General features: G+C 64.3%; 35 protein-coding genes, 2 tRNA genes and 1 pseudogene. 28 read left to right on the plus strand and 10 right to left on the minus strand.

Annotation, left to right across the window (positions count from 1 at the left end):
* Nucleotides 1-227: pseudogene (locus Q319_RS0110110) on the minus strand (IS4 family transposase); the annotation flags it as partial.
* Between the two features lie 270 nt (nt 228-497).
* Here Q319_RS0110110 and Q319_RS0110115 point away from each other — a divergent pair.
* The gene (locus Q319_RS0110115; RefSeq protein ID WP_029482298.1) at nt 498-1,715 is read left to right on the plus strand and encodes an adenylosuccinate synthase; all 1,218 of its coding nucleotides are present in this window, start codon (nt 498-500) and stop codon (nt 1,713-1,715) included.
* Between the two features lie 31 nt (nt 1,716-1,746).
* Here the strand turns inward: Q319_RS0110115 and Q319_RS0110120 are convergent, their stop codons facing one another.
* Nucleotides 1,747-2,652: a glycerophosphodiester phosphodiesterase family protein gene (locus Q319_RS0110120; RefSeq protein ID WP_029482299.1), complete on the minus strand. Its 906-nt coding sequence runs from the start codon at nt 2,650-2,652 to the stop codon at nt 1,747-1,749.
* Between the two features lie 118 nt (nt 2,653-2,770).
* Between Q319_RS0110120 and Q319_RS0110125 the strand changes: the two genes are divergently transcribed.
* Together Q319_RS0110125 and Q319_RS0110130 are read left to right on the plus strand one after the other, a co-directional pair.
* A tRNA-Cys gene (locus Q319_RS0110125) sits at nt 2,771-2,844 on the plus strand.
* 30 nt (nt 2,845-2,874) lie between these two features.
* Nucleotides 2,875-2,949, plus strand: a tRNA-Val gene (locus Q319_RS0110130).
* Nucleotides 2,950-3,037: 88 nt separating this feature from the next.
* On the opposite strand, the gene Q319_RS0110135 is transcribed toward Q319_RS0110130, so the two are convergent.
* From Q319_RS0110135 to Q319_RS0110150, 4 genes are all read right to left on the minus strand, one after another.
* Complete coding sequence (locus tag Q319_RS0110135) at nt 3,038-4,246, minus strand: tyrosine-type recombinase/integrase (RefSeq protein WP_029482300.1); 1,209 nt, start codon at nt 4,244-4,246, stop codon at nt 3,038-3,040.
* Between the two features lie 196 nt (nt 4,247-4,442).
* The gene (locus tag Q319_RS0110140; protein WP_029482301.1) at nt 4,443-5,408 is read right to left on the minus strand and encodes a DUF3800 domain-containing protein; all 966 of its coding nucleotides are present in this window, start codon (nt 5,406-5,408) and stop codon (nt 4,443-4,445) included.
* Complete coding sequence (locus Q319_RS25515) at nt 5,408-5,869, minus strand: S24 family peptidase (RefSeq protein ID WP_051655275.1); 462 nt, start codon at nt 5,867-5,869, stop codon at nt 5,408-5,410. The genes Q319_RS0110140 and Q319_RS25515 overlap by 1 nt, the downstream gene beginning before the upstream one ends.
* A gap of 11 nt (nt 5,870-5,880) precedes the next feature.
* Nucleotides 5,881-6,615 carry a helix-turn-helix domain-containing protein gene (locus tag Q319_RS0110150; RefSeq protein WP_081845979.1) on the minus strand — a complete coding sequence of 245 codons (735 nt, stop codon included), beginning with the start codon at nt 6,613-6,615 and terminating at the stop codon, nt 5,881-5,883.
* Between the two features lie 48 nt (nt 6,616-6,663).
* Between Q319_RS0110150 and Q319_RS29100 the strand changes: the two genes are divergently transcribed.
* The 12 genes from Q319_RS29100 (at nt 6,664) to Q319_RS27040 (ending at nt 11,923) form a co-directional block, all read left to right on the plus strand.
* A complete protein-coding gene (locus Q319_RS29100) occupies nt 6,664-6,909 on the plus strand; it encodes a helix-turn-helix domain-containing protein (protein ID WP_029482305.1) in 246 nt (81 codons plus the stop codon).
* On the plus strand, nt 6,906-7,148 hold the full coding sequence (locus Q319_RS0110160; protein WP_029482307.1) for an excisionase family DNA-binding protein: 243 nt from the start codon (nt 6,906-6,908) through the stop codon (nt 7,146-7,148). The genes Q319_RS29100 and Q319_RS0110160 overlap by 4 nt, the downstream gene beginning before the upstream one ends.
* Before the next feature lie 57 nt (nt 7,149-7,205).
* Complete coding sequence (locus Q319_RS0110165; protein WP_029482308.1) at nt 7,206-7,652, plus strand: hypothetical protein; 447 nt, start codon at nt 7,206-7,208, stop codon at nt 7,650-7,652.
* The gene (locus tag Q319_RS0110170) at nt 7,649-7,828 is read left to right on the plus strand and encodes a hypothetical protein (protein ID WP_029482310.1); all 180 of its coding nucleotides are present in this window, start codon (nt 7,649-7,651) and stop codon (nt 7,826-7,828) included. The genes Q319_RS0110165 and Q319_RS0110170 overlap by 4 nt, the downstream gene beginning before the upstream one ends.
* Nucleotides 7,825-7,995: a hypothetical protein gene (locus tag Q319_RS27035; RefSeq protein ID WP_156039276.1), complete on the plus strand. Its 171-nt coding sequence runs from the start codon at nt 7,825-7,827 to the stop codon at nt 7,993-7,995. Before Q319_RS0110170 ends, Q319_RS27035 begins: the two co-directional genes overlap by 4 nt.
* The gene (locus Q319_RS0110180) at nt 7,992-8,399 is read left to right on the plus strand and encodes a hypothetical protein (protein WP_156039277.1); all 408 of its coding nucleotides are present in this window, start codon (nt 7,992-7,994) and stop codon (nt 8,397-8,399) included. The genes Q319_RS27035 and Q319_RS0110180 overlap by 4 nt, the downstream gene beginning before the upstream one ends.
* Nucleotides 8,399-8,638 carry a hypothetical protein gene (locus Q319_RS0110185; protein WP_156039278.1) on the plus strand — a complete coding sequence of 80 codons (240 nt, stop codon included), beginning with the start codon at nt 8,399-8,401 and terminating at the stop codon, nt 8,636-8,638. Before Q319_RS0110180 ends, Q319_RS0110185 begins: the two co-directional genes overlap by 1 nt.
* A 67-nt stretch (nt 8,639-8,705) precedes the next feature.
* Nucleotides 8,706-9,074 carry a hypothetical protein gene (locus Q319_RS0110190; RefSeq protein ID WP_029482314.1) on the plus strand — a complete coding sequence of 123 codons (369 nt, stop codon included), beginning with the start codon at nt 8,706-8,708 and terminating at the stop codon, nt 9,072-9,074.
* A gap of 1 nt (nt 9,075) precedes the next feature.
* Entirely contained in the window at nt 9,076-9,855 is a 780-nt protein-coding gene (locus tag Q319_RS0110195) for a hypothetical protein (protein WP_029482316.1), read from the plus strand.
* Nucleotides 9,856-9,918: 63 nt separating this feature from the next.
* On the plus strand, nt 9,919-10,620 hold the full coding sequence (locus Q319_RS24425; RefSeq protein WP_051655276.1) for a BRO family protein: 702 nt from the start codon (nt 9,919-9,921) through the stop codon (nt 10,618-10,620).
* The gene (locus Q319_RS0110205; protein ID WP_029482319.1) at nt 10,617-11,327 is read left to right on the plus strand and encodes an ASCH domain-containing protein; all 711 of its coding nucleotides are present in this window, start codon (nt 10,617-10,619) and stop codon (nt 11,325-11,327) included. Before Q319_RS24425 ends, Q319_RS0110205 begins: the two co-directional genes overlap by 4 nt.
* Entirely contained in the window at nt 11,324-11,923 is a 600-nt protein-coding gene (locus Q319_RS27040; protein WP_156039279.1) for a hypothetical protein, read from the plus strand. The genes Q319_RS0110205 and Q319_RS27040 overlap by 4 nt, the downstream gene beginning before the upstream one ends.
* Here the strand turns inward: Q319_RS27040 and Q319_RS29105 are convergent.
* Together Q319_RS29105 and Q319_RS28230 are read right to left on the minus strand one after the other, a co-directional pair.
* The gene (locus tag Q319_RS29105) at nt 11,830-12,306 is read right to left on the minus strand and encodes an IS1595 family transposase (protein ID WP_211252343.1); all 477 of its coding nucleotides are present in this window, start codon (nt 12,304-12,306) and stop codon (nt 11,830-11,832) included. The genes Q319_RS27040 and Q319_RS29105 overlap by 94 nt on opposite strands.
* Nucleotides 12,303-12,779, minus strand: coding sequence for a transposase (locus Q319_RS28230; protein WP_211252344.1), 477 nt, complete (start codon nt 12,777-12,779; stop codon nt 12,303-12,305). Before Q319_RS28230 ends, Q319_RS29105 begins: the two co-directional genes overlap by 4 nt.
* Before the next feature lie 80 nt (nt 12,780-12,859).
* Here Q319_RS28230 and Q319_RS0110230 point away from each other — a divergent pair, with 80 nt between their 5' ends.
* Genes Q319_RS0110230 through Q319_RS0110250 form a run of 4 tightly spaced genes read left to right on the plus strand, consistent with a single transcriptional unit; the run spans nt 12,860 to nt 16,782 of the window.
* Nucleotides 12,860-13,414, plus strand: a complete 555-nt coding sequence (locus Q319_RS0110230) for a hypothetical protein (protein ID WP_029482327.1) — start codon at nt 12,860-12,862, stop codon at nt 13,412-13,414.
* On the plus strand, nt 13,411-14,334 hold the full coding sequence (locus Q319_RS0110235; RefSeq protein WP_029482328.1) for an ATP-binding protein: 924 nt from the start codon (nt 13,411-13,413) through the stop codon (nt 14,332-14,334). The genes Q319_RS0110230 and Q319_RS0110235 overlap by 4 nt, the downstream gene beginning before the upstream one ends.
* 2 nt (nt 14,335-14,336) lie before the next feature.
* Nucleotides 14,337-16,388 (plus strand): DNA cytosine methyltransferase, encoded by a 2,052-nt coding sequence (locus tag Q319_RS25520; RefSeq protein ID WP_051655277.1) that lies wholly within the window; start codon nt 14,337-14,339, stop codon nt 16,386-16,388.
* Between the two features lies 1 nt (nt 16,389).
* Nucleotides 16,390-16,782 (plus strand): VRR-NUC domain-containing protein, encoded by a 393-nt coding sequence (locus tag Q319_RS0110250; RefSeq protein ID WP_029482330.1) that lies wholly within the window; start codon nt 16,390-16,392, stop codon nt 16,780-16,782.
* 2 nt (nt 16,783-16,784) lie between these two features.
* On the opposite strand, the gene Q319_RS0110255 is transcribed toward Q319_RS0110250, so the two are convergent.
* Complete coding sequence (locus Q319_RS0110255; protein ID WP_029482332.1) at nt 16,785-17,021, minus strand: DUF7669 domain-containing protein; 237 nt, start codon at nt 17,019-17,021, stop codon at nt 16,785-16,787.
* Between the two features lie 89 nt (nt 17,022-17,110).
* Here Q319_RS0110255 and Q319_RS0110260 point away from each other — a divergent pair, with 89 nt between their 5' ends.
* The 3 genes from Q319_RS0110260 to Q319_RS27045 all read left to right on the plus strand — a co-directional run bounded on the left by Q319_RS0110260 (nt 17,111) and on the right by Q319_RS27045 (nt 18,922).
* The gene (locus Q319_RS0110260; RefSeq protein WP_029482333.1) at nt 17,111-17,605 is read left to right on the plus strand and encodes a hypothetical protein; all 495 of its coding nucleotides are present in this window, start codon (nt 17,111-17,113) and stop codon (nt 17,603-17,605) included.
* A complete protein-coding gene (locus Q319_RS0110265; protein WP_029482334.1) occupies nt 17,602-18,531 on the plus strand; it encodes a hypothetical protein in 930 nt (309 codons plus the stop codon). The genes Q319_RS0110260 and Q319_RS0110265 overlap by 4 nt, the downstream gene beginning before the upstream one ends.
* A 184-nt stretch (nt 18,532-18,715) precedes the next feature.
* Nucleotides 18,716-18,922, plus strand: a complete 207-nt coding sequence (locus tag Q319_RS27045) for a hypothetical protein (protein WP_156039280.1) — start codon at nt 18,716-18,718, stop codon at nt 18,920-18,922.
* Between the two features lie 8 nt (nt 18,923-18,930).
* On the opposite strand, the gene Q319_RS0110270 is transcribed toward Q319_RS27045, so the two are convergent.
* On the minus strand, nt 18,931-19,209 hold the full coding sequence (locus tag Q319_RS0110270) for a hypothetical protein (RefSeq protein ID WP_029482335.1): 279 nt from the start codon (nt 19,207-19,209) through the stop codon (nt 18,931-18,933).
* 197 nt (nt 19,210-19,406) lie between these two features.
* On the opposite strand from Q319_RS0110270, the gene Q319_RS0110280 reads away from it, so the two are divergent.
* The 6 genes from Q319_RS0110280 to Q319_RS0110305 are packed head-to-tail and all read left to right on the plus strand — an operon-like array spanning nt 19,407 to nt 24,948.
* A complete protein-coding gene (locus Q319_RS0110280) occupies nt 19,407-19,985 on the plus strand; it encodes a terminase small subunit (RefSeq protein ID WP_029482336.1) in 579 nt (192 codons plus the stop codon).
* Nucleotides 19,982-21,685, plus strand: a complete 1,704-nt coding sequence (locus Q319_RS0110285; RefSeq protein ID WP_029482338.1) for a hypothetical protein — start codon at nt 19,982-19,984, stop codon at nt 21,683-21,685. The genes Q319_RS0110280 and Q319_RS0110285 overlap by 4 nt, the downstream gene beginning before the upstream one ends.
* On the plus strand, nt 21,682-23,370 hold the full coding sequence (locus tag Q319_RS0110290; protein WP_029482339.1) for a hypothetical protein: 1,689 nt from the start codon (nt 21,682-21,684) through the stop codon (nt 23,368-23,370). The genes Q319_RS0110285 and Q319_RS0110290 overlap by 4 nt, the downstream gene beginning before the upstream one ends.
* Entirely contained in the window at nt 23,370-23,675 is a 306-nt protein-coding gene (locus Q319_RS0110295) for a hypothetical protein (RefSeq protein WP_029482340.1), read from the plus strand. The genes Q319_RS0110290 and Q319_RS0110295 overlap by 1 nt, the downstream gene beginning before the upstream one ends.
* A complete protein-coding gene (locus Q319_RS0110300) occupies nt 23,675-24,178 on the plus strand; it encodes a hypothetical protein (RefSeq protein WP_029482342.1) in 504 nt (167 codons plus the stop codon). Before Q319_RS0110295 ends, Q319_RS0110300 begins: the two co-directional genes overlap by 1 nt.
* Nucleotides 24,175-24,948, plus strand: coding sequence for a hypothetical protein (locus Q319_RS0110305; RefSeq protein ID WP_029482344.1), 774 nt, complete (start codon nt 24,175-24,177; stop codon nt 24,946-24,948). The genes Q319_RS0110300 and Q319_RS0110305 overlap by 4 nt, the downstream gene beginning before the upstream one ends.
* Nucleotides 24,949-24,962: the final 14 nt, after the last annotated feature.

The raw sequence follows: 24,962 nt of genomic DNA on the forward strand, positions 1-24,962 counted from the left end.
TGCGGATCCTGTATACACCGTCCCAGACGCTTTTTCTTGGCTTCTGGGGAGCCAGTCCCAGGCATGGCCTGGGACCACTGCTGCTGATTGGTGGAGCGCTGCTCAATCAGCGCACATATCGCATCCTGGGCACGTTGCAGGGTATCGCGGCGCAAGAAGGGGAAGCGCTCTTTCAGGAGCTGGACGAACTTGATAGCGTCGATCTGGGCGGCTTCTTCTTGTTTCACAGCTTCAGGAAGCCGCCTACTGCCGTTTCAGACTACGATCAAATGCCCAAACGGCAAAAATGCCGTTCAGAACACTGTCAACATCAAGTTGTCCAGTACTGAACACGACCAGTCAACCTACCCCTACACAACCTCACCCCACCCTGGCCGTCATCCGTTAAGCTGAATTACGGTGCCGTGCGCCGTGCTTTTTTTTGCCGCCTGAGTCCGTATTCGGGTTCAGTTTCGGGCAAAGGGAAGCAAGTCTGCGCGCATGGCCGAGGGGCTGAGATGCCTGGAATTGCAATTTTAGGGGCGCAGTGGGGCGACGAGGGCAAGGGAAAGATCACCGATTTCCTGGCCCCTCAGGCGGAGTTCGTGGTGCGCTTTCAGGGCGGCGCGAATGCCGGGCATACCGTGACCGCCAAGGGGCAGACCTTCAAGCTGAACCTGCTGCCCAGCGGCGTGCTGCATCCCGGCGCGGTCAGCATCCTGGGTGACGGCATGGTCATCGACGCCGACAAGTTTCTGGAAGAACGCCAGAACCTGATGAATGCGGGCATCGACCCGGAACTGCGGATCAGTGACCGCGCCCATCTGGTGTTGCCGCACCACAAATACGTGGATGGGCGCAAGGATTTCGTGGGCACCACCGGGCGCGGCATCGGCCCGGCCTACGCGGACCGCGCCCGGCGCGTGGGCCTGCGCTTCGGCGATCTGGCCGACGACGTGGTGCTGCGCGAACGCCTGGAACGCCTGCTGGAAGCCAAGCCCAACAGCACCCATGACGCGGGCTGGACTTCGGTGGAGGTGGCCCTGGACGCCCTGGCCCCCACCCGCGAGGCGCTGCTGCCCTTCGTGCAGGACACTGGGGCGCAACTGCGGCAGGCCATCACCGAGGGCCGCAACGTGCTGTTCGAGGGCGCGCAGGCCACCCTGCTGGACCTGAACTACGGCACTTACCCCTTCGTGACCAGCAGCCACCCCACCGTGGGCGGCATCCTGGTGGGCGCGGGCGTCAACCACAAAGCGCTGAACAAGGTCTACGGCGTTGCCAAGGCGTTTAACACCCGCGTCGGTCATGGTCCTTTCGTCACGGAAGTGCTGGACGATGAAGGCATCCTGCGCCTGCGCGGCGATGGCAGCAAGCCCTGGGACGAGTACGGCACCACCACCGGACGCCCCCGCCGTGTGGGCTGGCTGGATCTGGCACTGCTGAAATACGCCGTGGACGTGAACGGTCTGGACGGTCTGGTCATCAACAAGATGGACATTCTGGCGGGCCTGGACAGCATTCCCGTCTGCACGGCCTACGACGCGGACGGCCAGCCCGTCTACAAGAACATGACCGGCTGGGCCACCACCGACGGCGCAGACAGCCGCGACAGCCTGCCCAGAGAGGCCCAGGCATACCTTGATCTGATCGAGGAAACTGTGAATTGCCCCGTGGTGATCTTCTCCTGCGGCCCGGCCCGTGAGCAGACCTATGGAGCCGTCACCTGGGGCTGAACAGGGTTTTGAGGGGAGAGGGGCTGGGAGGTTACTTCCCGGTCCCTTTTTCCTCTTCCAGCACCCGTTTCAGCAACACCGGATCGTCGGTCAGAATCCCGTCCACGCCCATCCCGATCAGGCGGCGCATGGTGGCCTCGTCGTTGATGGTCCAGACCTGCACGGACACGCCCCGGCGGTGCATGGCCTTCACGAAGGACGGCGTGACCACCGTGATGCCGCCGCCTTTCATCGGCACCTGCGCTGACTTTCCGGGTACGGGGGCCAGTCCGCTCAACCCGATCTTGCTCAGCAGCACCAGCGGGCGCAATTCCTTCTCGGTCATGCTGGTCAGCACTTCGGGGCACTCGGCGCGGAAATCGCCCATCGCCACGTCGCTGAAGCTGGAGATCACCACGCGCTCTGTGGCCCCGGCGTCCCGCAGCGCCTTACAGAAAGGGACGCCCAGGCTCGGTGTGACCTGCTTAATTTCTATGGACAGCGGCAGATTGGGGAATTCCGTCAGCATCTCCGACAGCGTGGCGACGCGCACGCCCTGGCCCCGGAACGGAAAGGTCTGGCCGCCGTCAGGGGAGAGGGTGTAGCCCGCGTCCGCCGCCTGAACTTCAGCGAGCGTCATGTCCGCGATTCTCCCCTTCGTATCGGTCAGGCGGTCCAGTGTGATGTCGTGCGCCAGAACCAGCACACCGTCTTTCGTGGCGTGCATGTCGGTGTCCAGCATATCCACGCCCAGCGCGGCAGAGTTGCGAAAGGCCAGCATGGTGTTGCTGGGCCATAGCAGTTCGCCGCCCTGGTGGGACACATTCCAGACCCGTCCGGTGATCAGGGGATTGGGCTGCCCCCCCTGTGTCTGTGCCGGGCCGCCGCCGCAGGCTCCCAGCCCAACCAGCAGCCCCAGCGTCAGCAAGCCCGCTCCTGCCCAGCCACGTTTGTTCATGCCCGTATTTTAACGGGCTGCCGGATGCTGCGCCCCAGTTTACAGTCTTCAAAAGGCGTGCTAACATTCTGTGCGCTGGAGAGGACCGTTTTGCAAGGAACATGCCCTGCCAGATTGCGGCGCTGTAGCCAAGTGGTAAGGCAGAGGTTTGCAAAACCTCCACCACCGGTTCGAGTCCGGTCAGCGCCTCCAAACCGCACACCCATTCCATACCTTTTGTATAGATCCGTAGCTCAGGGGTAGAGCACTACATTGACACTGTAGGGGTCAGCAGTTCAAATCTGCTCGGGTCTACCAAACAAATCCGCTCCCAGAGCGGGTTTTTCTTTTTGCCCCACCAGCTCAGTTTTGGACCAACAGCAACCTGAATAGCAACTGGTGTATTTCAGGGGGCCAAAGGATCTGCCGCGTGCGGGTCACGGCTCACCAGTTGAGTCAGGCTCAGGGCCGCCCGGTCCCGCTGTTCCTCGAACACATGACCGTAAATATCCAGGCTGATGCTCGCGCGGCTGTGGCCCAGCCGGTCCGCCAGCACCTTCGGGTCCAGGCCCTGATAGATCGCCAGACTGGCGTAGGTGTGCCGGATGTCATGCAGGCGAATCCGCCGGACGCTGTGGGTCTCCAGCAGCGCGTACCAGTCCCGCAGTAGGTTGCGCGGATGGTAAACCGTGCCCAGCGAGGTGGGAAAGACCAGGCCGTGATCGCGCCAGTCCTCGCCCGCCGCGTCCCGTTCACGCGCCTGCCGGTCCCGGTGCAGGCGCAGCGCTTCCAGCGTGTCTGGCGAGAGCGGTACCCGGCGGCGACTGGCCTTCGTCTTCGGGGTGGTCATCGTGGCGATGTTGCCCACCAGCACGCAGCTCTGCTGGACATGGATCACGCCGCGCACGATGTCAGACCAGCGCAGGCCGCACAGCTCGCCACGCCGCAGCCCAGTGGTCAGCGCGAGATAGACCAGGCCGTACAGCCGGTGGCCCAGTACCGCCTCGATTAGACCCTGCACCTCGGAAGGTTCCCAGACCGTGAACTCTCGCGTGGGGATCTTGACCCGCTTCACCGCCTCGGCAGGGTTGCGGTAGATCAGGCCCAGGTGCAGGGCGTGGCGCAGTGCGGTGCCCAGCAGGGTCACGGCCCCGGACACCGTGGCAGGGGAGAGGTTGGGAGGCGGTGGCGCGTCTGGTTCGCGCTTCTGACTGCCCACATGGCGCGGCGTGTTCAGGAGATGGGTCTGCCACTGCTGGATGTCCAGCGGCGTCAGCTTTTGCAGGTGTTTGCTGCCTAGGTGAGGCGCGACATACAGCCGGATCAGGTTGTCGCGGCGGTGGCGGGTACTCGGCTTCAGGTCTGCCGCCGTGTCGCGCACCCAGGTGTCCAGAAATTCAGAGACGGTCATGCGGCTCGGATCGCTCAGGGCGTTCTCGTCACGCAGGCGCAGCAGCACGCGCAGCTTTTCCTTGACTTCCTTCTGGGTGTCGCCGCGCACTGTTTTGCGCTTGGCGCGGCCCAGGCCGTCCACCCGCACCGTGATGCTGGCCCGCCAGGAGCCGTCGGCGATCTTGAAAATGCTTCCCTCTCCGTTGCTGCGTTTCTTAGCCATGGCTGCTGCCCGGTTGTCTGATGGCAGATGACAGCAGACCCAACCCGCCCTTCATGGGGGTCTTGTCAAGAATGACAGGTGTTGCATATATTGTTGACGTTGCAGGGAGATCGTGGGTAGCCCTTTTGCTGCCCCTACCCATCCGGGTACTCCTTGCCCTTTTTATTGACCGGACACCGCTGTTGGCGTATCATAATTACGACAGGCCCCCGTTCTCGGACGGGGGTTTGTACGTTTTTGGCATGGCCTTGAGGATTGAGAAGCTGAGATAGTCCATCGCCTCAATCACATGAAAATCGTTGGCCTTGCGGAAATTGTCAAACATCCCAGTCATGAATTCCGATTCACGCGTTGCCTGAAACCATCCGGGCATTGTCGTCGGCGCACCGAATGGCAGCACGTACTCGTCATGCCATTCTTCCAGCTTTGGCCGCCGTTTCGGCGGGACGTGCAACTGGTCAGCCTCAAGCCCCACAGTAATAAAACCAGCGATATCTGGGACGGCGAGCATGGTATTGAACCGTCCATCACGGTAAATCGGGGCTTCAAGCAGCCGCTTGAGCATGCCGTGATGACGCAACACGCGGTAGACGTTCAGCTTTTCCAGGCTTTCATAACCCTGTTGCTGGTCCAGGAAGACCATTCCATAAGCGTCTAACTCCTGAAGGCTGAGGTCAATTTCCCAGAGCAGGCGTGGCAGCGTCGCGTCATACAGCGGAGCGGGAAAGAAATTTGGGCCTTTGGTCTGGCAGGTGCGCTGTTCATGTACGTTGGCATACTCGCCTGTGGAATGCCGAACCGCTTGCCCTGCCCGTATCATCGGCTTGTCCATAATGATGTGTCGGTGCAGCACCTCAGCGTGCCGCATCGCCTCAAGAATCCGCTCAATCCAGGCAAACGTCTGATCAATGCTGATTTGGCGGTAGACCTTCCCTTTGCGCTGATACAGATCAACCATATGCACACGCTCAGGCGGGGGCAAGTCATAAGCGCGGGCCAACGCCTGCACTTCCCGCATCACTTCCATGATTTCGCGTTCCAGATAATTCCATCCCCCAGACTGCGTCGCCACAAACGAAGCATGAAGACTGAACAGTGGCTGATCAGGATCATCAAGACGGTCCCCAGTATTGCCGTAGTCGTCTACATAAATGAGATACATCAGTCCCGCCCCCGGTACTTGGTGGGCGTCCAGTGCCGTCCGTCCAGGCTGTAGGCGTACACGCGCCCCAGGTTGCGCACACTGCGGTCCAGAGGCGTGGGCGGGTACCGGGCGTTGTCGCTGTACATCGCGGGGCGGCCCTGGTGCAGGTCCAGCCGCTTGACCACCAGAGAACCGTCTTCCACCTGGAAGGCATAGACATGGCCCCGGTCCGTCATCACGTCGCGCGCGTCCACCAGCACGAAGCACCCGGCCACGATCCCCGCCCCGTCTTTCAGCGTCATGCTGTCGCCTTCCACCTGGGCTGCGAACATTCCGAAGCGACGAAAGGGGGCCGGAATCGGCAAGCGTTCAGAACGCCGGAAGGGGTCAGGATCGGCTGGACTTCCCGCACTGATGAAACCCAGCACGGCGGCTTTGTGTGGAACAGAACGGCGAGGCAAAAAATAGGACTGGGACACAGGGCAGCTCCTTAATTCAGGTCAGGGGAATAGTCGGTGGTCACGGCCATGACCTGCCCGATCACCTGGGCTTCGCTGGCGGGAATGTCCTCATACACGCGGTTCTCGGCGCGGAACACTGCGCCCAGCCGCGTGGTGGAGTAGAGACGAACGTGGACGCCTTCGCCGTCGGCAATGACGTACACCAGTCCTTCTTGCAATTCGGTCCGGTCCAGATCCACGTGCAGGCTGGAGCCGGGCCGGATGCTGGCCTGAGAGGTGCCCTGCATCTCATCGGTGTCCGCCCGGAGCAGCAGCGGGCGCGAGACGCCAGGGGTCACCATCTCGTGATCGACGGCGGGGCCAGGGTTGGCCGGTGAGAGGGCAGCGCTCAGTGGGTAAACGTCTGCGCTGCCTTCACCCACCAGCGTCGCCTCGGCCATGCCAAGGTCGATACCGGTAGCGCGCTGCATCTCCGCAAGTGACCAAGAGAGGGCGCGGGCGAGATTCATTAGCTTCTGGTGGGTCAGAGTCGGCAGCGGACGTGCGCCGCGTTCGATTTCTGAGTAGTAGGACTGCGACATATCCGCCTTCTCAGCCATCAGCTCCTGAGACATCTGGAGGCGTGTACGGCGCAGCTCAACGGCAATAGCCCATTCTGGCTTCTGCTTTGGGGTAGGTCTGCGTGTCGTCATAGTCATTGCCGTTACCATCATGGTGGTACTACGCAGATGGTATGAGTGTGGTTCCCAATATCCAAACGGCATGACGCTAAGAGGGCTTGACAGCTACCATTATGATGGTAGGATATTGGCATGACGCAGACAACGTTCGGAGTGTGGCTGGCCGAAGCCCGGAGTGGCAAGGGCTGGTCGCAAGAGCGGTTAGCCGCTGAAACCGAAGGAGAGGTCAGCGTCAAGACTATCTCTGCCATTGAGCAGGGCAGAATCCTAGACCCTCGGATGTCCACAGCCGATAAGCTGTGTACCGCACTGGGCCGCTCTTTTTTTGGCGAGTCTAAGCGTTATAACGCTGAAACCGCTCTGGAGGTATCCGCATGAATCGCCGTGCTTACCCCTACGACGAGGCCGCTGAGCAATTGGGCGTCAGTAAGGACGTGATCCGGCAACTGGTAGCGGACGGCGAATTGCTGGCCTTCACCGTCACTTCCAACCCCGACGCCCGCAGCAAGCGCATCAGCGGCAACGAACTGGACCGCTTCATCGCCATGCGCGAGGAAGCCCAGCGCCAGAAGTACGGCTCCACCACCCTCGGCAACACGGCGCAAACCCGCGCCTGAAGGCAATACGAAAAGGCCGCGCCTGATCCGCGCGGCCACCTACAAAGGAGATTTCCTGTGACCATTCTAGCACCCGATCCCCGCCGCATCTTTGACCGCTTCATGGCCAGCCTGGCCACCGCCCACACCACCGCCCGCGTCCAGCAGCGCCCCTTCAACCCGCTGGAACCGCAGAAAGTCATCACGTTTGCCGGCGAAGACTACGCCGTGGAATGGCGGGGGCGCTTCGGCACCAGCAAGACCGAACCTATCGACTTCACCGTCACCCGCCGCCACACGGGCCGCGCTTACGAATTCGCCCTGATCCGCAGCGAGCGCCGCAGTAAGACCACGGGCCGCGCCACGGTGCGCTACAGCCTGACCGGACAGGGGAGTTGGACCACGCTGGACGAAACGGTGGCCGGACTGGTGGCCCTGGCCGCGCCCAAGCTGGCCGGACTGAACGTCTACAACCCCGTGACCGGCCCGGCGCTGCTGCCCGTGCGGATTGGAAGTGCGGCATGATCCGCTTTCCCGCCCGCTCTCGCCTCGTCCGCCTGCGCCGCCTGCACACGCTGGCGCTGGCTTCCGAACTGTCGGCTGACCCCTGCACCCCTGAACGCCGCACCCGTGCCCGCCGGGCAGACCGGATCGCCCGCGCCTGCCGAATGGAACTGAACAGTATGGGGGTGGCCGCGTGAAGGGCTACCAGCGCTGGTTCATCCTCGCTGCCCTGCTGTGGGCGCTGGCCTCTCTGGCAGGCCCATCCGTGCTGGGGGTTGCCCTGGCCTGCGCCGGACTGCCCTTCATCATCCGGGGCCTGAAGGCCGAGCGGGCGGCAGGCGTGCTGGTCCGGTGGACGACATGACCACCCGCCGTCTCCCCGCCATCGGATCGGGATACCACCCCTCCGCCTACTGCCCGAACTGCCACGCCCCGTACCGTCTGGAGCTGCCTGTCTGCCCGGAGTGCCAGCACCTGCACAGCCTGCGGCCCACGCAGATCAGCCCAGAAGCCATTGAGCTTCATGACATGGGCCGCTGCGGCGTGCTGGTGGTCAGGCGGCGCAGCACTGGGCAGGTGCTGGAAGACCACAGCCGGAGGTGGAATCTGCCTCGCAACGAACTGGCTGCCGAGCTGAACGAATGCCGCAACTTCTGGGTTGAGAAGGCCGCAGCGCTGGGGCCGGATCACCCGGACCATGCCGACTGCTTGAGCCTGATTAAGGGCATGGAAAGCGTGCGCGTGCAGGTGCGGGAGTTGGGGCTGTGATGGCTTACCTGTTCGCCCTGAGCCTGAGCGGCATGGCCTTGTTGGCCGCCCTGCTGTACCTGAAATGCCTGGACCACGCCGAAACGCGCCGCGCCTTGGATATGGCGATGGAGCTGGAACAGCAGGAGCGCCAGCGCCGTCAGGTGGCTGAACACGTCCTGGCCAAGATCAACCGCCAGCATCTGCCGCCCTCGCTGGATGTGCTGGGACGGACCACCTACGAGCTGCACGAACTGTGAGCGGCCCCTCGCCCTAACCCGCCCTTCGCCGCCCACTCGCCCAGCCCTTTCTTTGGAGGTTCCACCCATGACCGCATCCAAGCTCACCCACGACACCATCGGCAACCTGCAAGCCGGGGCCATCGGCTACGCGATTGACCGCGCCATCGGCGAAGCCATGCACGACTGCGAACGCCGCCCCGGCCTCGACAAGCCCCGCACCGTGACCATCAAGCTCACCCTCAAGCCCGCCCAGGTCAAGGGCCTGGACAACGCCGCCAGCGACACGCTCAACACCATCGGTATCGCCGCCCAGGTGGCCGTCAGCACGCCCGCCCGCTCTGCCGGAGCCGAGTTCCTGAATGTCTCGCCCGGCGTCAACGAAGACGGCGAGCCGGAAATCCACGCCGTCTTCGCGCAGGAAGGGCTGTTCGTGACCCGGAAGGAAGGAAACTAAGATGACGAACCTCGATGCCGGTGCCATCCGTGAAATTGAACGCCTGACCCATGACGCTGAACCCATCGTGACTGCCGCCGCCGAGGGCCAGGGCGTGTACTTCACCCGCAACCCGGACGGCGGCCTGGTCAAGCACCGCGCGCCGCTGGACTTCCAGAACGTGCAGGTCTTTGACCTCGACAGCCTGACCCGCGCCGCCAGTGAGGGCGTGGAAGACGGTCACGCGCACACCCTGTATGTCCACGACAACGGCGTGACGCTGGTGCAGGAAACCGATGTGGAGCGCTGGACTGCCACGTTGCCCCTGCCGACGCACCCCGCCTTCAAGCTGCTCAGCGACTGGCAGCAGACGACGCCCATGACGCAGCGCGAGCTGGTGCGCGTGTTGCGGACCCAGCTCAGCTACTACGTGGACGCTACGGTGATTCCCACCTTCTCCAGTCTGCGGATGACCAGCAGCAGCGACGGCACCAGCAGCGTCACGCCCAGCTCGCAGGGGCTGGACCGCCGCATCGTCAAGAAAGTGGAAGCCGAGCAGGGCCGCGACGTTCCCGAGTACATCGTGTTCACCCCACCTGTGTACGACATCCCTGAAGACCGGGATGAGGAGTACGCCGTGAAGGTCTATGTCGAGTTTGACCACGACAAAGAGCGCTTCCTGCTGCTGTCGGTGCATGACGATCTGCGCAAAGCCCGCGAGAAGGCAGTGGCGAAGATCATTGCCAGTCTTCGTAACACTTTTGACGGTGCATTGACTGTTCTGTACGGCCAGCCTAAGTAAATGAAGCTGCGCTGACCTCCATCCAGGTCAGCGCATTCGTTCTTTTGTTCCGAGGATTCCATTATGACACTGACCCCCGCCAATCCCAACACCAGCGTTTTCGAGTCCATCCGCCGCGCTCGCCCGGACGGCAGCGAGTTCTGGAGCGCCCGCGACTTGCAGGCCGTTCTCGGTTACGACACCTGGCGCAACTTCACCGAGAGCATGGAACGCGCCCGCGCCGCCTGCGACAACAGTGGGCAGGACAGCCGGGATCACTTTGTCGGAGCCAGCAAGATGATCGAGGCGGGCAAAGGGGCAACCCGCGATGTGCTGGATCATCATCTGACCCGTTACGCCTGCTACCTGACTGCGATGAACGGCGATCCCCGGAAGGCTGAGATCGCTGCCGCTCAGACCTACTTCACGGTCCAGACCCGCCGCGCCGAGCTGGCCACGCCCGCGCTGCCTGCTTCGCCCCTGACACTGGCCCGCCAGATGCTGGAGTCGCTGGAAGCGCAGGAAACCCGCGTGTCGGCCATCGAGTACCGGCTGGACACCGCGCCGATCACCAGCGAGAAGGTGGGCACCATTTACAAGCTGGGGCAGCAGCTCGGGCAGGTCATGGGCGATTACCGGCGGGCGTGGCGGCTGTTCAAGGACCGCTTCGGTCTGGCCAGCTACCGTGACCTGCCCAGCAACCAGTACGAGGAAGGCGTGCGCTTCCTGCGCCTGCAAATTCGTGCCTACACGGGGAACGCCTTGCTGGGAGACGCGGAGTCATGACCGCTCAGATTCGTGGTCTGACCCTGCGCCACCCCTGGCCGCAGATGTTCCTGCTGGACGATGGACCCAAGCGCCTGGAGAACCGCGACTGGACCCCGCCCAAAGCGATGGTGGGGCAGCTCCTGGCCCTGCATGGTGGCGCGCTGCCCAAATCCGGCGAGCGAAAGTACCTGGACGAGATTCAGGCCGCCCTGCGCTGGGTGGGCGAGGTCTTTGAAGATCCAGACGCGGGCGTGGGCTTCAGCGATGAAGAGCTGCTGAACTTCTGCACGCCTGGCATCTTCGGTGTGGCCCGGCTGGTGGACGTGGTGACCACCAGCGACGATCCGTGGTTTGTCGGCGACTTCGGCTGGGTGCTGGCGGACTTCGTGCCGATTGACCCGCCTGTGGCGGACCGCAGCCCCAGCCATCAGGGCCTGTGGCAGATCGAGCCGAACACTCTGATCACTCTGCGCGAGCGATACAAAGCAGCATACAAAGCAGCACAGACGCCAGCCCCCCAGCCGATCACCGAACCGGCCTCGGACATCCTGGCCCGCGTGGCGCGTCGGCAGCCGCTGAACGAGGGGGACCGCGCCCAGGTGATCGCGCTGATCCAGCAGGACCTGATGCACGTCACCCCGGAGTTTGACCGCAAGGATGTCTGCCCTTACCGCCTGACGGTGGCTGGGCAGACCGCGGTGCGGACGGGGCAGGTGGGCCCGTGAGCAGGAACACCGCGATGGACCTGGTGTTGCAGTTCATGGGCCGCCAGAACACCATCCCCACCCCTGTCCCCTTCATCCGCATTCTGGGGGACCACACCGCCGCCGCGTTCCTGGCGCAGTGCCTGTACTGGGGAGACCGCACCACGAACCCGGAGGGCTGGTTCCACAAGACCCACGAGGAGTGGCATGACGAGCTGGTGTTGACCCCGGATCAGGTGCGCCGCTGCGTCCGCACCTGCGGGGCGATGGTGCAGGTCAAGCGGGCTGGAATTCCAGCCCGCAACCACTACCGGGCCAACCGTGAAGAGGTGGGGGCTGCCCTGGAACGCCTGGCGATTGAAAGCCAGAACGCGACAGCAAGATATGGGGAAACCCAACAACTGGAAACGGACAAACCCCACGGCAGTACGCGGACAAACCCCACAGCTAGTCGCACGGCGGACCCCACAACTAAGTCAGAACCTACTTCAGAACCTACACAGAACCTACAAAAAGAAAAGGCTCATCCTGCGTTCCGGGGAGCTGCGATCAGAAGCAAGGTTAACATCGGCTCCAACAGCGAAAAACCACGACAACGGATGTTGTGCATCGCTTGAAAGAAGGCGAGATAGAGGGGCAACCACCTCTGCGAAATCCCTCTGTGGGGCCGTAACCACGAGCGGAGCAAGCTCCACACGCCTTCTATGGTGTTGACGTGAACTTCGTTCACGCCATCACCGTCGTCATCGCGGGCGAATTCGCCGCGACCGTGGTTCACGGTGACATGCGTAAATCCCCAGCCAGGCAACCGGGCATAGATCGCGTACTCATCAGTATTGACCACGCTGCCTGTCTGGATGGCGGTCAAGATGTGGGGCCGAATGGTGTGCTGCTGAACGTTGGCGCAGAGCTGGAGAACGAGTTGCCCACCTCGCTCAATCATGCCTAGGACTGGTGGCTTGTCGGACGCGGCAGTGCCGCGTCCTCGCTTGCCCTTCAAACGTCGTCTGCGGCCAGGCCGAGATTTTTTTTCACCAGATCGCTTTGTCCCTTATGGCCCGCCACCAGATACACCTCGTCGATCTCGACCGTGCCGGCGAGGGTGGGCGTGGTGGAGGCGTCCACCACGCCTTGCCGGAGACTTCGGGTCATGTTCTGAGCATCATCTTCGTTCAGGCCGAGTTCATGCGCAATCTGGCGGTTGCTCAGATTGAGGCCCATCAGATAGAGGCAGGCCACCCACTGCCGGAGGGGTTGGTGGTGGCCGGCAAAGACCGTACCAGTCAAGTCATCGAACTTCCGCTGGCAATTCAGACAGCGATATCGCTGTCTGAACCGCTGGGTGTCATCCCGGCCTTGTTTGACGACATGCCGTGCGTGGCAGTGCGGGCATGTCACGCCACCGGGCCAACGGAGTTCCCGCACGACTTCGAAGCATTTTTCATCGTCCAGGAGCTGAATCAAACTCAGCATGCCGACAGTTTACCAGAGCGTTCTCAGCTCCCTGGAATCCAGGAAGAGCCAAAGAAAAAACACTCGTCGCTGACGCGACGGTGAGCGCCCTTCAGACCGGTACCCCAGATGTAGACCCGCAAACCAACGCCCCAGGTGTGTCTCAGGTTCCCGGTTCACCCGGTCAGCAGGCGAACGCCCAGAGCGATCACGCCACGTCCCCCGAAAATGTTCCGGGCGGCGCGGCGGGGCCTGTGGAAAAACTTGTGGATAACTCCCGGCCAGCCGTCCGGCAGACCGCCTACGTGCAGATCATCGCCGCCTGGAACGCCCACTGCGCGCCGTTGCCACAGGTGGAAACCGTCAACGACGGGCGCAAGAAGTCCGTCCGCAAGCTGCTGACTGATTGCGGCGAGGATGTGGAAAAAGCGGTGCAGACCGTGACCGACGCTGCCCGTGACGTGGCCCGTGACCCCTTCTGGCTGGAGCGCCGCTACGGCTTCGACAACCTGGTGCCCGGCAAGGTCTTCGCCCGTGCCGAGGCGTGGCGGTCCCGCTCCCCAGACGCCATTCCTGACCTCGCTGCCCCGACGCTCAGCATGGCCGAACTGATGGCCGCCGCCCCCCTGAATCCCCTGCCCGGAGGCCGCAAATGACTGCAACCACCCCCGCCATGACCCCCGAACTGGCCGAGGCCGCCCACGGCTACCTGGACCAGGCCCGCGCCAATGCCCGCGCTCAGACCCCCACCCGCCGGGAACCCACCAGTCTGGACAAGGTGCTGGGCAAACTGGCCGCCTCGGGAAGCCGCGCCCCGGTCCTGCCCACCAGCGCCGATCTGGACCGCTGGAAGACAGACCCCGCCCTGCTGACCGACGAACAGCACGCCCGTTCCTGCGCTGCTGGGATGATTGAAGTCGAGACCGAACCGGGCCACAGCGTTGCAGCCCCCTGCCCCCGCTGCGCCGCCGCCCGCCGGGAAGTGACCTTGCGCGAACGGTTGACCGCTGCTGGCATCGCCGCCCGCTATCTGGATCTGGAGTGGGCCGGACTGGACACCACGCTGGCCCCCTTCCCGCGCCTCGAGCGGGCCACCGCAAATATCGGCGAGATCATCACTGGAAACGACAGCCTGGTGCTGACTGGACCTCCTGGCAGCGGGAAAACGCAGGTGGCCGTGCTGGCTGCCAAGGCGGCGCTGGCCGTCAACTTCAGCGCCTTGGTGGTCAATCTGGGCCGTCTGGCGCTGGACGTGCGCGAGAGTTACCAGGGCAGCGGCGCAGGCATCACCGAGCGGGCGGCGCTGGAACTGATGATCCGCCCCGATCTGCTGGTTCTCGATGACCTGGGCGCAGGCGAGACCGATACCGCCACTGTGGAACGCCGCCTGCTGTACCTGGCGCTGGAGGACCGGCAGAACGCCCGCAAGCCGTGCATCGTGACCACGAACCTGACTGCCGCCGAACTGGCCAAGCATCTGGGCGCACGCAACCTGGGCCGCCTGCAACCGCTGGAGATCATCCAGATGGACCACGGGCGCAACTTCCGGGTGAGCGGCGAAAAGAGCCGGTGGTGAGGATGAAGCAAAAGCACCCCACCCCCTACGCGCCCCTGTTCCCCTACCTGGGTCTGACCGCTGGGGCCGTGATCGCCGAGGGCGAGCTGGTCATCGACAACTTCGCGGGCGGCGGCGGCGCGTCCACCGGGCTGGAGCAGGCGCTGGGCCGCCCGGTGGACATCGCCATCAACCACGACGAAGAAGCCATTGCCATGCACCGCATCAACCACCCGCACACGCAGCACTTCTGCGAATCGGTGTGGGAGGTGGACCCCCGGCAGGTCACGGCGGGCCGTAAGGTGGCGCTGGCGTGGTTCTCGCCGGACTGCAAGCACTTCTCCAAGGCCAAGGGCGGCAAGCCGGTCAACAAGGAAGTCCGGGGCCTCGCGTGGGTGGCGCTGCGCTGGGCGGCCACCGTGCAGCCGCGCGTGATCGTGGTTGAAAATGTGGAGGAATTCAAGACCTGGGGGCCGCTGGGCGACGATGGCCGCCCTTGCCCCCAGCAGAGCGGGCGCACCTTCCGCAGTTGGGTGAACGCCCTGACCCGCCAGGGCTATCAGGTGCAGTGGCGCGAGCTGCGGGCCTACGAGTACGGCGCACCCACCTCCCGCAAGCGGCTGTTCATCGTGGCCCGACGTGACGGCCAGCCGATCACCTGGCCAGAAGTCAGCCACGGCAAGCCCACTGATCCGCGCGTGGTGTCCGGGGAGCTGTCGCCCTGGCTGACCGCCGCGCAGTGCATCGACTGGGCCATCTCCTGCCCCTCGATCTTTACCCGCAAGAAGCCTCTCGTGGTGGCGACGAATCGCCGGATCGCCCAAGGCATCCTGCGCTACACCTTGCAGGCCGCGCGCCCCTTCGTGGTCACCTGCAACCATCAGGGCGACGGCTTCCGGGGCCAGGGCTTAGACGAACCCATGAAGACCCTGACCGCAGCGCATGACGCACATGGCCTGGTGGCCGCCCAGGTGGTCCGCCACAACCATGGCCAGAAGCCCGCCGACGCGGTAGACGAACCCGCCCGCACCGTGACCACCCAGCACAACCACCTGAATCTGGTCACGGCGGCGCTGGCCCCCCGGTACAGCGAACGGGAAGGCCAGGCCCCACGCGCCCAGGCGGTGGACGTGCCCAGCCCCACGGTCACCACAGACGGCAACGGCACAAGGTTGGCGGTCTGCCAGCTCACCACCTTCTACGGCGAGAAGAAGCAGGGCGAGACGCGCGGCTCTGAGATCGGCTCACCCATCAAGACCCAGACCAGCGGCGGCAACCGCCACGCCCTGACGGCGGCCACCATCGTCAAGATCGACAACCAGCGGTCCCGCTGTACCTACCCGGTAGATGCGCCCACGTCCACCCTGGTCACGAAGGCCAGCAAGGCGCTGGCGACGGCCCAGCTCGTCCGGCAGAACGGGGGCCACTGCCAGCCCCAGACCGCGCCGTACCCGGCAGACGGTCCCGTCAAGACGATCACCAGCCAGGGCAAGCCGCATGACGTGCTGACCGCTCAGCTTGTTCAGTACAACGGCACGGCCACCGCGCAGCATGTGGGGAAGCCCGCCCAGGCGCTGTCCACCGTGGAACGTTTCGCCCTGACCACCGCGCAGATCGTGCGCCAGTTCGGCACCGGTACCGCAGTTCCTGCCGATGCTCCGATTCCCACCATCATGACCACGGGCGGCGGTAAATCGCTGGCCCTGACTGCTGTGGGCCGCAGCGGACTGACCCAGCAGGAACTGGAGCGGGCCTGGGAGGTCTACGCCTTCCTGACCGAACACCTGGGCGCGCAGCTCGAACCCCACGCCGATCATGGCCGCCAGCTCGTGCTGGTGCAGGTGGACGGCGAGACCTACGTGATCACCGACATCGGCATGCGGATGCTCGAACCCCGCGAGCTGTACCGGGCGCAGGGCTTCCCCGAGACCTACCGCATTGACTTTCTGCGTAACGGCAAGCCCCTGCCCAAGCGGGCGCAGGTGAAGATGTGCGGGAACGCGGTACCGCCTCCCTTTAGCCGGGCCATCGCGCTGGCGAACCTGAGTGTGGCCATGCAAGAGGCGGCGGACTGATATGCCGCCCCTCACTGAGGCAGAGACTGAGGCGCAGATCAGCGACATCTTGATCCGCCATAACTGGTACCCAGTCAAAACGGACGCCGCTATGGTCATCCGTGGCCGTGGCCGTGTTCCGCGTTCCCACATCCCGCAGGGCTTTCCCGACATGACGTACCTGCTGGCCCTGCCCGGCACGCCGCTGTGCCTGGCCGCCCTGGTGGAGACCAAGACCGTGACTGGCAAGCTCAGCGACGCCCAGGTGGAGAAGCACGCCGAACTGCGGGACCTGTACGGCATCCGCGTCCACGTCCTGCGCGATCCGGCCCAGGCGCTGGCGCTGGTGACTGAAGCGCGGCGGATTGTCGGCCTGCTGCATGATCGCCTCGCACGGCAGGGGGGGAAGGCGTGAGGTCAGAGCAGACGAAATCTGCCGTGTCCTACGCGTTCCAAGTCGTTGTATTTCCCAGCCTTTGGGCCGACGGCGTTGCTGCACATCTCGGTGGCCACATGACGGCGGATGGTGGTGTCCAGATGATGGGTGCCGCGTTCGCGCATGGCGGCGACGATCTCGTGGGCCGTAAAGGTCCCGTCGGTGCGCTCTCGGCTCAACCTGCGAGCGACAGCGAGAATTTCATCACGGCAAATCATGGTTCAATTTTGCATTGGCAGGCGGGGAGAGTCAGTGTGACCCTGCAAGTTCGCCAGGGCAAACGCTATGAGCGCCAGCGGGCGAAGGCATGACCCGTTCTGACGCCGTGCTCGCCATCATCTGCGCTGGCCCAGACCGGAGCTGGACCCCGGCGCAGGTCAGCGCCGCCCTGGGCTGGCCGCCTGAATTTGCCCGCAATGCCATGAAGTTTCTGTACGTCCAGGGGGAGTTGCTGCGGAGTGAGCCGGGCTGTTACCACCTGCCCACCTGGACCCCGCCCACGTCGGGTACTTGTAAGCCGCGCCCCTCCCGCGCTGGTCAGGGGATCTCGACTCTGCCGCGTGATCTGCCGCCTCTGACTCCGCCTGCCCATCCGCCAGATCCCGCTCTGATGGTGCTGGTGATCAACACCCTGCATGCCCACGGGAGGCCTATGAGCCAGACCATGCTGATCAACCGACTGAGCGGGTGCGGCCTGAAGCTGGCTGCCCTGCAAGCCATCCTGGCCGCGCTGGAACTGGCCGGGGAAGTCCAGCGCACTCCGGAGCGCCTGCACGAGTTGACCTCGCAGGTTACCCAGTGACCACAACCACCCGTACCCGCCAGCCCAACCCACCCCAGCAGGCCCGCGCCCTGGCCGAGCTGCGCCCCAGGACCCCGGACGGGTACGCGGCCACCCGCCGTGCGCTGCTGATCCTGGCCCAGTCCGCCAAGCAAGAAGATCGGTCCATCTATGCCGGAGTGGTGCAGGTCATGGTCGACGTGCGTGCCGCCGTGGCTACTGAACTGGCCCAGACCGCAAAAGCCACCATGAGGGACAAACGCAACCCGCCGGGCAATGATCCCTTGACCCGCTGGTATGCCGGACAACTAGGGGAGGCCACGCCCGCGTCCAGTCCCACCCAGCAGCAGCGTGAACTCTCCCAGCGCCAGAACGCCGTGACCGGTCAGCTCCGTCAGCGTGACGCCGCCCGCATGGCGGCCAACGCCCTGGCCCACGCGCTGTGGGCGGTGCATCAGGGAGAGCGGGACTGGACGCCTCTCGCCACGAAGCCCAGCATCTTGCAGGCCCAGGCCCCGACAGGTCAGCCCAGTGGCAGTGTGTCCGGCCCGTCCTACCTGGAAGTCACAGTGCCCGGTTCGGAATTTGGCCCGTCCCAGACCTTGCGCCTGTTCCGGGTGGATTACGAGCGGCTGCTGGCACTGTGGGGCTATGACCGGGTGGCCCGTGCATCCCGCCTGCGCCAGAAACTGCGGGGAGCGGGTTCGCCGCCGGATGATGTGGAGGCACTGTTTACCCTGGCCCTGGACGGCTCGACAGCGCCCAATCTGGCCCACGCGTGGCATGGCTACGTGACCGGTACCCGTCTGGGTGACGTGTTCTCAGCCCACAGCAGCGGCACAGTGCAACTGGCCCCCCGGCGCAACGGCGATCTGCGGCAAGCCGTGATGGAGTTGCACGCCCAGTGTCAGCAGGTTGAATTCTGCACTGGTGGGCAGGTATGCTAAGAGAGTCCAAGACGTGTTTATCCGCCGCCCTCCGGGGCGTTTTTTTATGGCGAGGACGAACGTCATATCCCTGTGACAGTTGGCGGGCTAGGCTTCGTTCATCCCGAAAGCAAGACCTGCCCGTGTGCGGCAGGAATACCGCCCCTCCTAAGCGAGGGGCTTTTTCGTTTCTGGGGGTGGTAGCGTGTCCAAGCGAATGCAGCGCATCCGCCGGGCCAAAGCTCTGGCCAAGACCTCGCAACCGGCTGACCCACTGCCTGAGCCAGCGTGGACCCGTCCGCTGGTGGGCGACTCGTTCTACCTGCACGAGCTGGGTTTGAGCCGCGAGTGCTTTGGCGACTGTCCGGCGTGGGTGGACTTGCCGCCAGTTATTCGGAGAGCTAGACCGTGACAGGTTGCTCAGGCTGCGGGAGAGACGATGCCAACCCGCTCGTTTTTCCTCAGCGCCCGCGCCCGATGCACGCCCATCTCCGCGAGATTGTTTGCGGACGACTCATCGTTCGCGGCTTCGACGAAACCACTCCAGTCCGTCATCTGACCGTCGAACTTCAGGCCGTAGCGGACCTCAATGCCGAGCCTGGGTTCGAGCTTCAAGACGATTGGTAAATTTCTGCGCTCCCTGATGATCTCTATTTCGTATTCCAGATAAGAAAATCTGCGGAATGAAGTTTTGCTCATAACTCCAGGCTAATCAGCAGGGATTGCGTCCACGTCACAACTTCGCCCTCTAAGGGAACCATGAAGTGCGTGTGAGGCACGCGGCCCACCATCTGCGCTGCCTGGCCTGCATTCATGGCTTCCCCTTCCCGTCACCAGGCCCCTAAAAATCGGGGCAAGTGGTGCGTCTGAATCCATGTGAGGAGGTGACCCCGCCGATGCCCGACAAGCAAACCCGCAAGAAGCCCGCGCAGAAGCGGGGCAAGAAGGCCCGCAAGCTGGCCGCGCCCAAAGGTGGAGAGCGGCCTGTCACCGAAATGCAGAAACGCTTCTGCGAACACCTGGCGCAGGGTCACAGCCAGACCGAGGCATTAAGGCTGGCTGGGAGCAAAGCCAAGGCCCCAGAAGTGACTGCTTCCAGGTGGCTAAGGTTGGCTAAGGTCACCGCGTACCTCCAGTCCCTGCCGCAGCATCAGCAGCAGGAGACCGAGCGCCAGGACCGCATCGCCACCGCCCAGGAGCGCCAGCAGATCCTGACCACCATCCTGCGCGGCCAGGATCAGGCCAACTTCGTGACGGGGATCGGCCTGATTGCAGGCAAGCCCACCCACACCGACAAGCTGCGCGCTGCCGACATGCTCGCCAAGATGAACGGGGAATACACGCTGAACATCAACATGAAGGTCACCCAGTACGCCAAGGACTGGCTCGAGGACCTGTTCACCATCCTGGAAGAGTTCGTCAGTCCTGAAACCGTGGACGCTATCGCGGCCCGCATTCGGACGTTCAACCCATGACGGCCCTCACCCTGGAAGGCCGCAACAGCCGCCGCATCGGCATGATCATGGGCGCAGAGGAACAATCCGGCGTCGATGTGCGTGAAGCCGCCCGCACCGCCCGTGCCCGCAACATGACCCGCTACCAGCGCGATCTGCTGGGCTACTCCGAACGGGAGTGCGGCTTCACGCCCTGGGCCGGTGTGGAAGAAGATGAGGGCCAACTGGAGTTCTTTCAGGCCGTGCAGCAGAGCGTGATCGATCAGCTCGACGGCCAGCCCGCCATCCACGAATTCAGCATCAAGTCCTGCCACGGCGTCGGCAAAACCAAGGGCTGCTCCATCCTGGTCAACTGGTTCTTCGATGCCTTCCCGCAGAGCATCACGATCACCAGCGCGCCCAGCGACGATCAGGTGCGGACCCTGCTGTGGAAAGACATCCGCAGCAGCCGCCCGCTGTGGGGCAAACGCCATCTGAAACCCGCCGATCCGTTCATGACACGCGGGGACGGCTGGTTCGCGATGGGCCGGGTGACTAACGATGCAGGTGGCACCGGCACGGCCCGCTTTCACGGTCAGCATGCCAAGTTCATGCTGTTCGTCTTCGACGAGGCGGACGGCGTCCCGGAGTTCGCTTACGGCGCGGTGGACGGCATGATGACGAACCTCGGCCCCGGCATGGTGCTGATCTTCATCCGCATCGGCAACCCGGCGACCCGTACCAGCGAGTTCCACAAACGCCACACCGCTGCTGGCGTTCACAGCATCAACTTCGACGCGCTGCGCTTCCCGAACGTCTACCACGACGCCCCTTCCCTGGTTCCCGGCGGGACCACCCGCGACTGGGTGAGCAAGATGGTCCGCCGTCACTGCGAGGTGGTCCAGCAGGCGGACGAGGAGGCCCAGACCTTCACGCTGACCTGGGAGACGGAGGACAAGCACGGCAGCCCCGCGCCTGCTGGAACGAACCTGAAGCCCAACGGTGAGTTTCTGTTCCGCGTGCGCGGGAAGACGCCCAAGAACGAAACGCTGGAAAGCTTCATCAGCGAGGGCCGCTACGAAGCTGCCTGTGAGCGCGACATCACGCCGATGCTGACGCAGGCGGACATCCACTTCGCGGCCATCGCGGCAGACATGGCCCGCTACGGTTCGGACGGCGGCACCGTCTACCTGAATCACCGCCTGACCCTGAGCCGGGAAGCGGTGGTGCAGGGCCAGGACACGGCGGGTTACGTGGTCCGTATCGAGGCCGCAATCCAGAAGGCGATCTGGCAGGGCGCGAAGCAGATTCAGTTGCGGGTGGACAACACCGGCGGCTGGGGCATCGGCGTTATCGATTACTTCAAGGAACTGACCTATCCCGGCGTGGCCTTCGAGGTGATCGAGGTGGGCTTCGGTGAGGTGGCCACCGATCCCACCAGTTACTACAACCTCAGCACCGAGCTGTACGCCGAGGCCGACGCGGTGCTGGCCCGCACCCGGATCGCCACGCCCAGTGACGAGCTGCGTGATGACCTCACGGACCGGCGGCTGTACTACCGGCACGGGCGGGACAAGCGGTACGTGCAGAAAGCCGAGGAGAAGGATGACTTCAAGAAGCGCCACAAGCGCAGTCCAGATGACGGGGACGGCGCGGTGATGGCCCTGGCTCCGGCCCGGCTGTTCGAGCCGCAGGCCGTGTTCGTCGAGGAGCCGCGAGGCTGGGGAGGGTGGACCGGATGAATAAACTGATCACGCTCAACCTGCTGACGGCCTCGCTGAACCAATTGAGCGAGGCCGCTTCCGTGACCCTGCCCGAGACTGCCCGACAGGCCCGCAACATGTATGACGGCCACCATCTGGGCGAACCCCTGGGCGCTGGCGCGGGCATGAACTTCGCTTACTGGCGCGGCCCGATGGTGCGGATGCCAGAAGGCGCAACCGAACAGCAGCAGCGCGCCGCCCAGTCCATGGTGACCGACTTCCAGAACGCCCTGACCCGATCCTTTACCAGCACCAACTTCGTCCGGGAAACCCTGACCCGCGAGATCGCGAGCTGCACCGCTAAGATGAACTGGACGCTGATCGACACCGGAGAGCAGGCCACCCTGCCCCCGGACGGCGAGCGGACGCTTCTGGAAGGCGAGGCGGACATCCTCATCAGCGCCTGGTGGCGCACCGCCCGCAAGCATCCCGAGAAGGCCATCCGGCAGGCCCTGACCTTTGCCCGGCGCGAAGGCCGCAGCGTCCTGCGCTTCCGCGTGGCGGCTGGTGCTTATGCCAAGGGGGAAGACGGCAGGCTGCGCGTCAAGACCCAGGACATGGCGCAGATCGCCCGCTTCATCCGCCTGGAATGCGTCCCGGCACCGGAACGCGTGGCCGTCTGGGAGAACGCCGATACCTTTGAAGCCAGCGCGGTCTACGTCTACCAGGACGGCAAGGGCACCGACAGCGCCGAGACCTGCCACATCGAGGAAGGTAAAACCCTGCTGCGGCTGCACAAGGCCGGAGGCGAGGCCGCCACCATCCTGGATCTGGACCTGGGCGGGCGAATCCTGTACCTGGAACTGAAGACGGACCCCGCGATCACCGCCCAGTTCCTCCAGAACCAGATGGCCTACAACACGGCCAGCACCATGATTCTGCGGAACACCGAACTGGCGGGGTTTCTGGAACGCTGGGGCATCAACATCGAGCCGCCTTACGAGCTGGTGGACGATCCAGGAACCCCTGGCCAGAAGATGAAGCGCTACTCCTCGGCACGCCCAGGCGCGGGCACGATGATGACCTGGCAGCAGAGCACCATCAAGACCCGCGACGCACGCGGCGGCCTCATCAACGAGCAGCCGCTGGGCAGTGCCCAGTACGGACGGTTCGAGCCGAGTCCACCCGACTCCCTGATCAGCGCCACCACGCACAACATGCTGAACATGTATAGCGAGGTGGATCAGAGTTACGTCCTGATGGGCAAGGACGCCACGGCGTCAGGCCGCAGCCGGGAAGTGGCGATCAGCGACTTCGACAACATCCGGCAGCCCACCATCGATCTGGCCGAGGCCACCATCGGCGAGGTCTGCGAGGTCTTCCTGGCCCTGGTCAGTGCGCTGGCGGGTCAGGCTGGCCACTTCGATTCCATCCAGGTGGAAGGTGAGGTCAAGAGCCGGATCGTGCCGCCCAGCCCGCTGGACCGTCAGGCGGACCGGGAGGACGTGAAGGTAGGCGTGATCAGCAAGCACACGGCCCGTCAGCGCCAGGGCATCGACGATCCCGAACAGGAGGACGCGCAGATCGAGCGGGAAGGACAGGCCGCATTGCCAGCACCGGGCGAGAACATTCCACCCAAGGAAGACCCTCCGAAAGTGGAACCGCCGAAGGTAGACCCGCCGCCTGATCCGAAGCCGCCCGCCCGCAAGGGGCGGAAGAAGTGATGAGGCGCGCCCCCATCAAACTGAAGGCCGGCGAGCTGGTGCTGCTGCGCTGGGAAGACAGCGCGACCGAGGTGGCCAGCACCAACTGGATGCCGGCCAAGAAGCTGCGGGATGCGCTGCGCTCTGAACACCCGGTGGCGTTGTGTTACTCCACCGGCTTCGTGGTGGCCACCAATCGGCGCTGTGTCTCTCTGGCGCAGAGCGTGTCGGAGGGTGGCAGCGTGTGCCATGTCCTGCATGTCCCCTGGTCAGCGGTGCGGTGGCTCAAACACTTGAAGGAACCGAAGGGCAGGGTGAGGCCGTGATGCTGGAGCACCGCCAGCAGATAGGCGAAATCGGCTGTCTCTATCACTCGGCTTTTTCGATCACCGGAGACACCTCCCTGCTGGAGCATGTGACCGACAGCAGCGCCGCCCGCTACCAGGTGCGCCTGATAGAGCGCGGCTTCCTGACCTTCACGCTGTTCTGCTCTGAGCCTCCGGAGCCGCCCACCAGTCCGGGCTACTGGGGACGCTTGCGCGCCCGCTTCGCCCGCGACAACGCCACGCCTGAGCGGCATGCGCCCCTGCTGGTCAGCATTCCTGGCGTCACGCCTGGCTGGCTGCATCAGGTGGCCGTGCTGCTGCCTGCACACGCCGGCGAGTCGCTCGTCTGCGTTTCTGACAGCAACTTCGCGCACAACAACTGGATGACCTGGGAAGAGTTCCTGCCCAGTGTCTACGCCCGCGCCCACCGGATCGAGATGCTCGGCCCGTTGGACTTGGACGCCTACCCCGCAGCCACCCACGCCCCTGGAGGGACGCCATGAAGAAAAGAAACTTGCTGAACCTGACCGCCTGCCTGCTCGCTGGTGCACTGATCCCACGCGGCGATGGCACCCCCCCCGCTCCCGCCCCCGCCAACGATGGCCGCCTGACCGAGGAAGAGTGGAACACCCGCAACGCCGCCAAGCATGCCCAGAGCACCCACGGTGACCTGATCAAACAGGTGACCACGCTGGAACGCGAGAACGCCCGACTGAAGGAAGTGCAGGTGCCACGCGGAGGCCGCGCCCTGACCACCGAGGAAGCCGCCGCCTACGACGCCTATGTGGCGCTGGGCAAGCCGGACGAGCTGAAGACCAAGGTGGAACAGGGCGAGAAAGACGGCGCGGAGCTGGTGGGCGTTCGCACCCAGAAGTCTCTTGACGACGCGGCCCGCGACGCCGGTTACAAGCCCAGCGTGCTGGCAGACCGCGTGAAGGCTGCCGGGCTGACCGTGCTGCCCAGTCGGGAGGTAGAGCGCGACGGCAAGAAGGTCATGGTGCCGTTCGTCAAGGACGCCAGCGGCGCAGAGCATGAGCTGCCCGCCTACGCCACCCAGCACTGGGGCGACTACCTGCCAGCGCTGACCTCTGCCGCCAGTTCCACCACTACCACCACCACCGGCGCGGAGGTGGGCGGCAAACAGGACAGCGCCGCCTCCGGTTCCGGCGGAGGCACGGGCGGAAGCTGGGTGCAGCAGGCGCTGGCGAAATCCACCACAGGAGGTGCGGCCTACGTAGACCCGCTGCAAGCCCAGAAACCAGCGGCGAACTGAGCGCGGCCCAGCGG

Source organism: Deinococcus marmoris DSM 12784 (genome assembly GCF_000701405.1).
GTDB classification, from domain to species: Bacteria; Deinococcota; Deinococci; order Deinococcales; family Deinococcaceae; genus Deinococcus; species Deinococcus marmoris.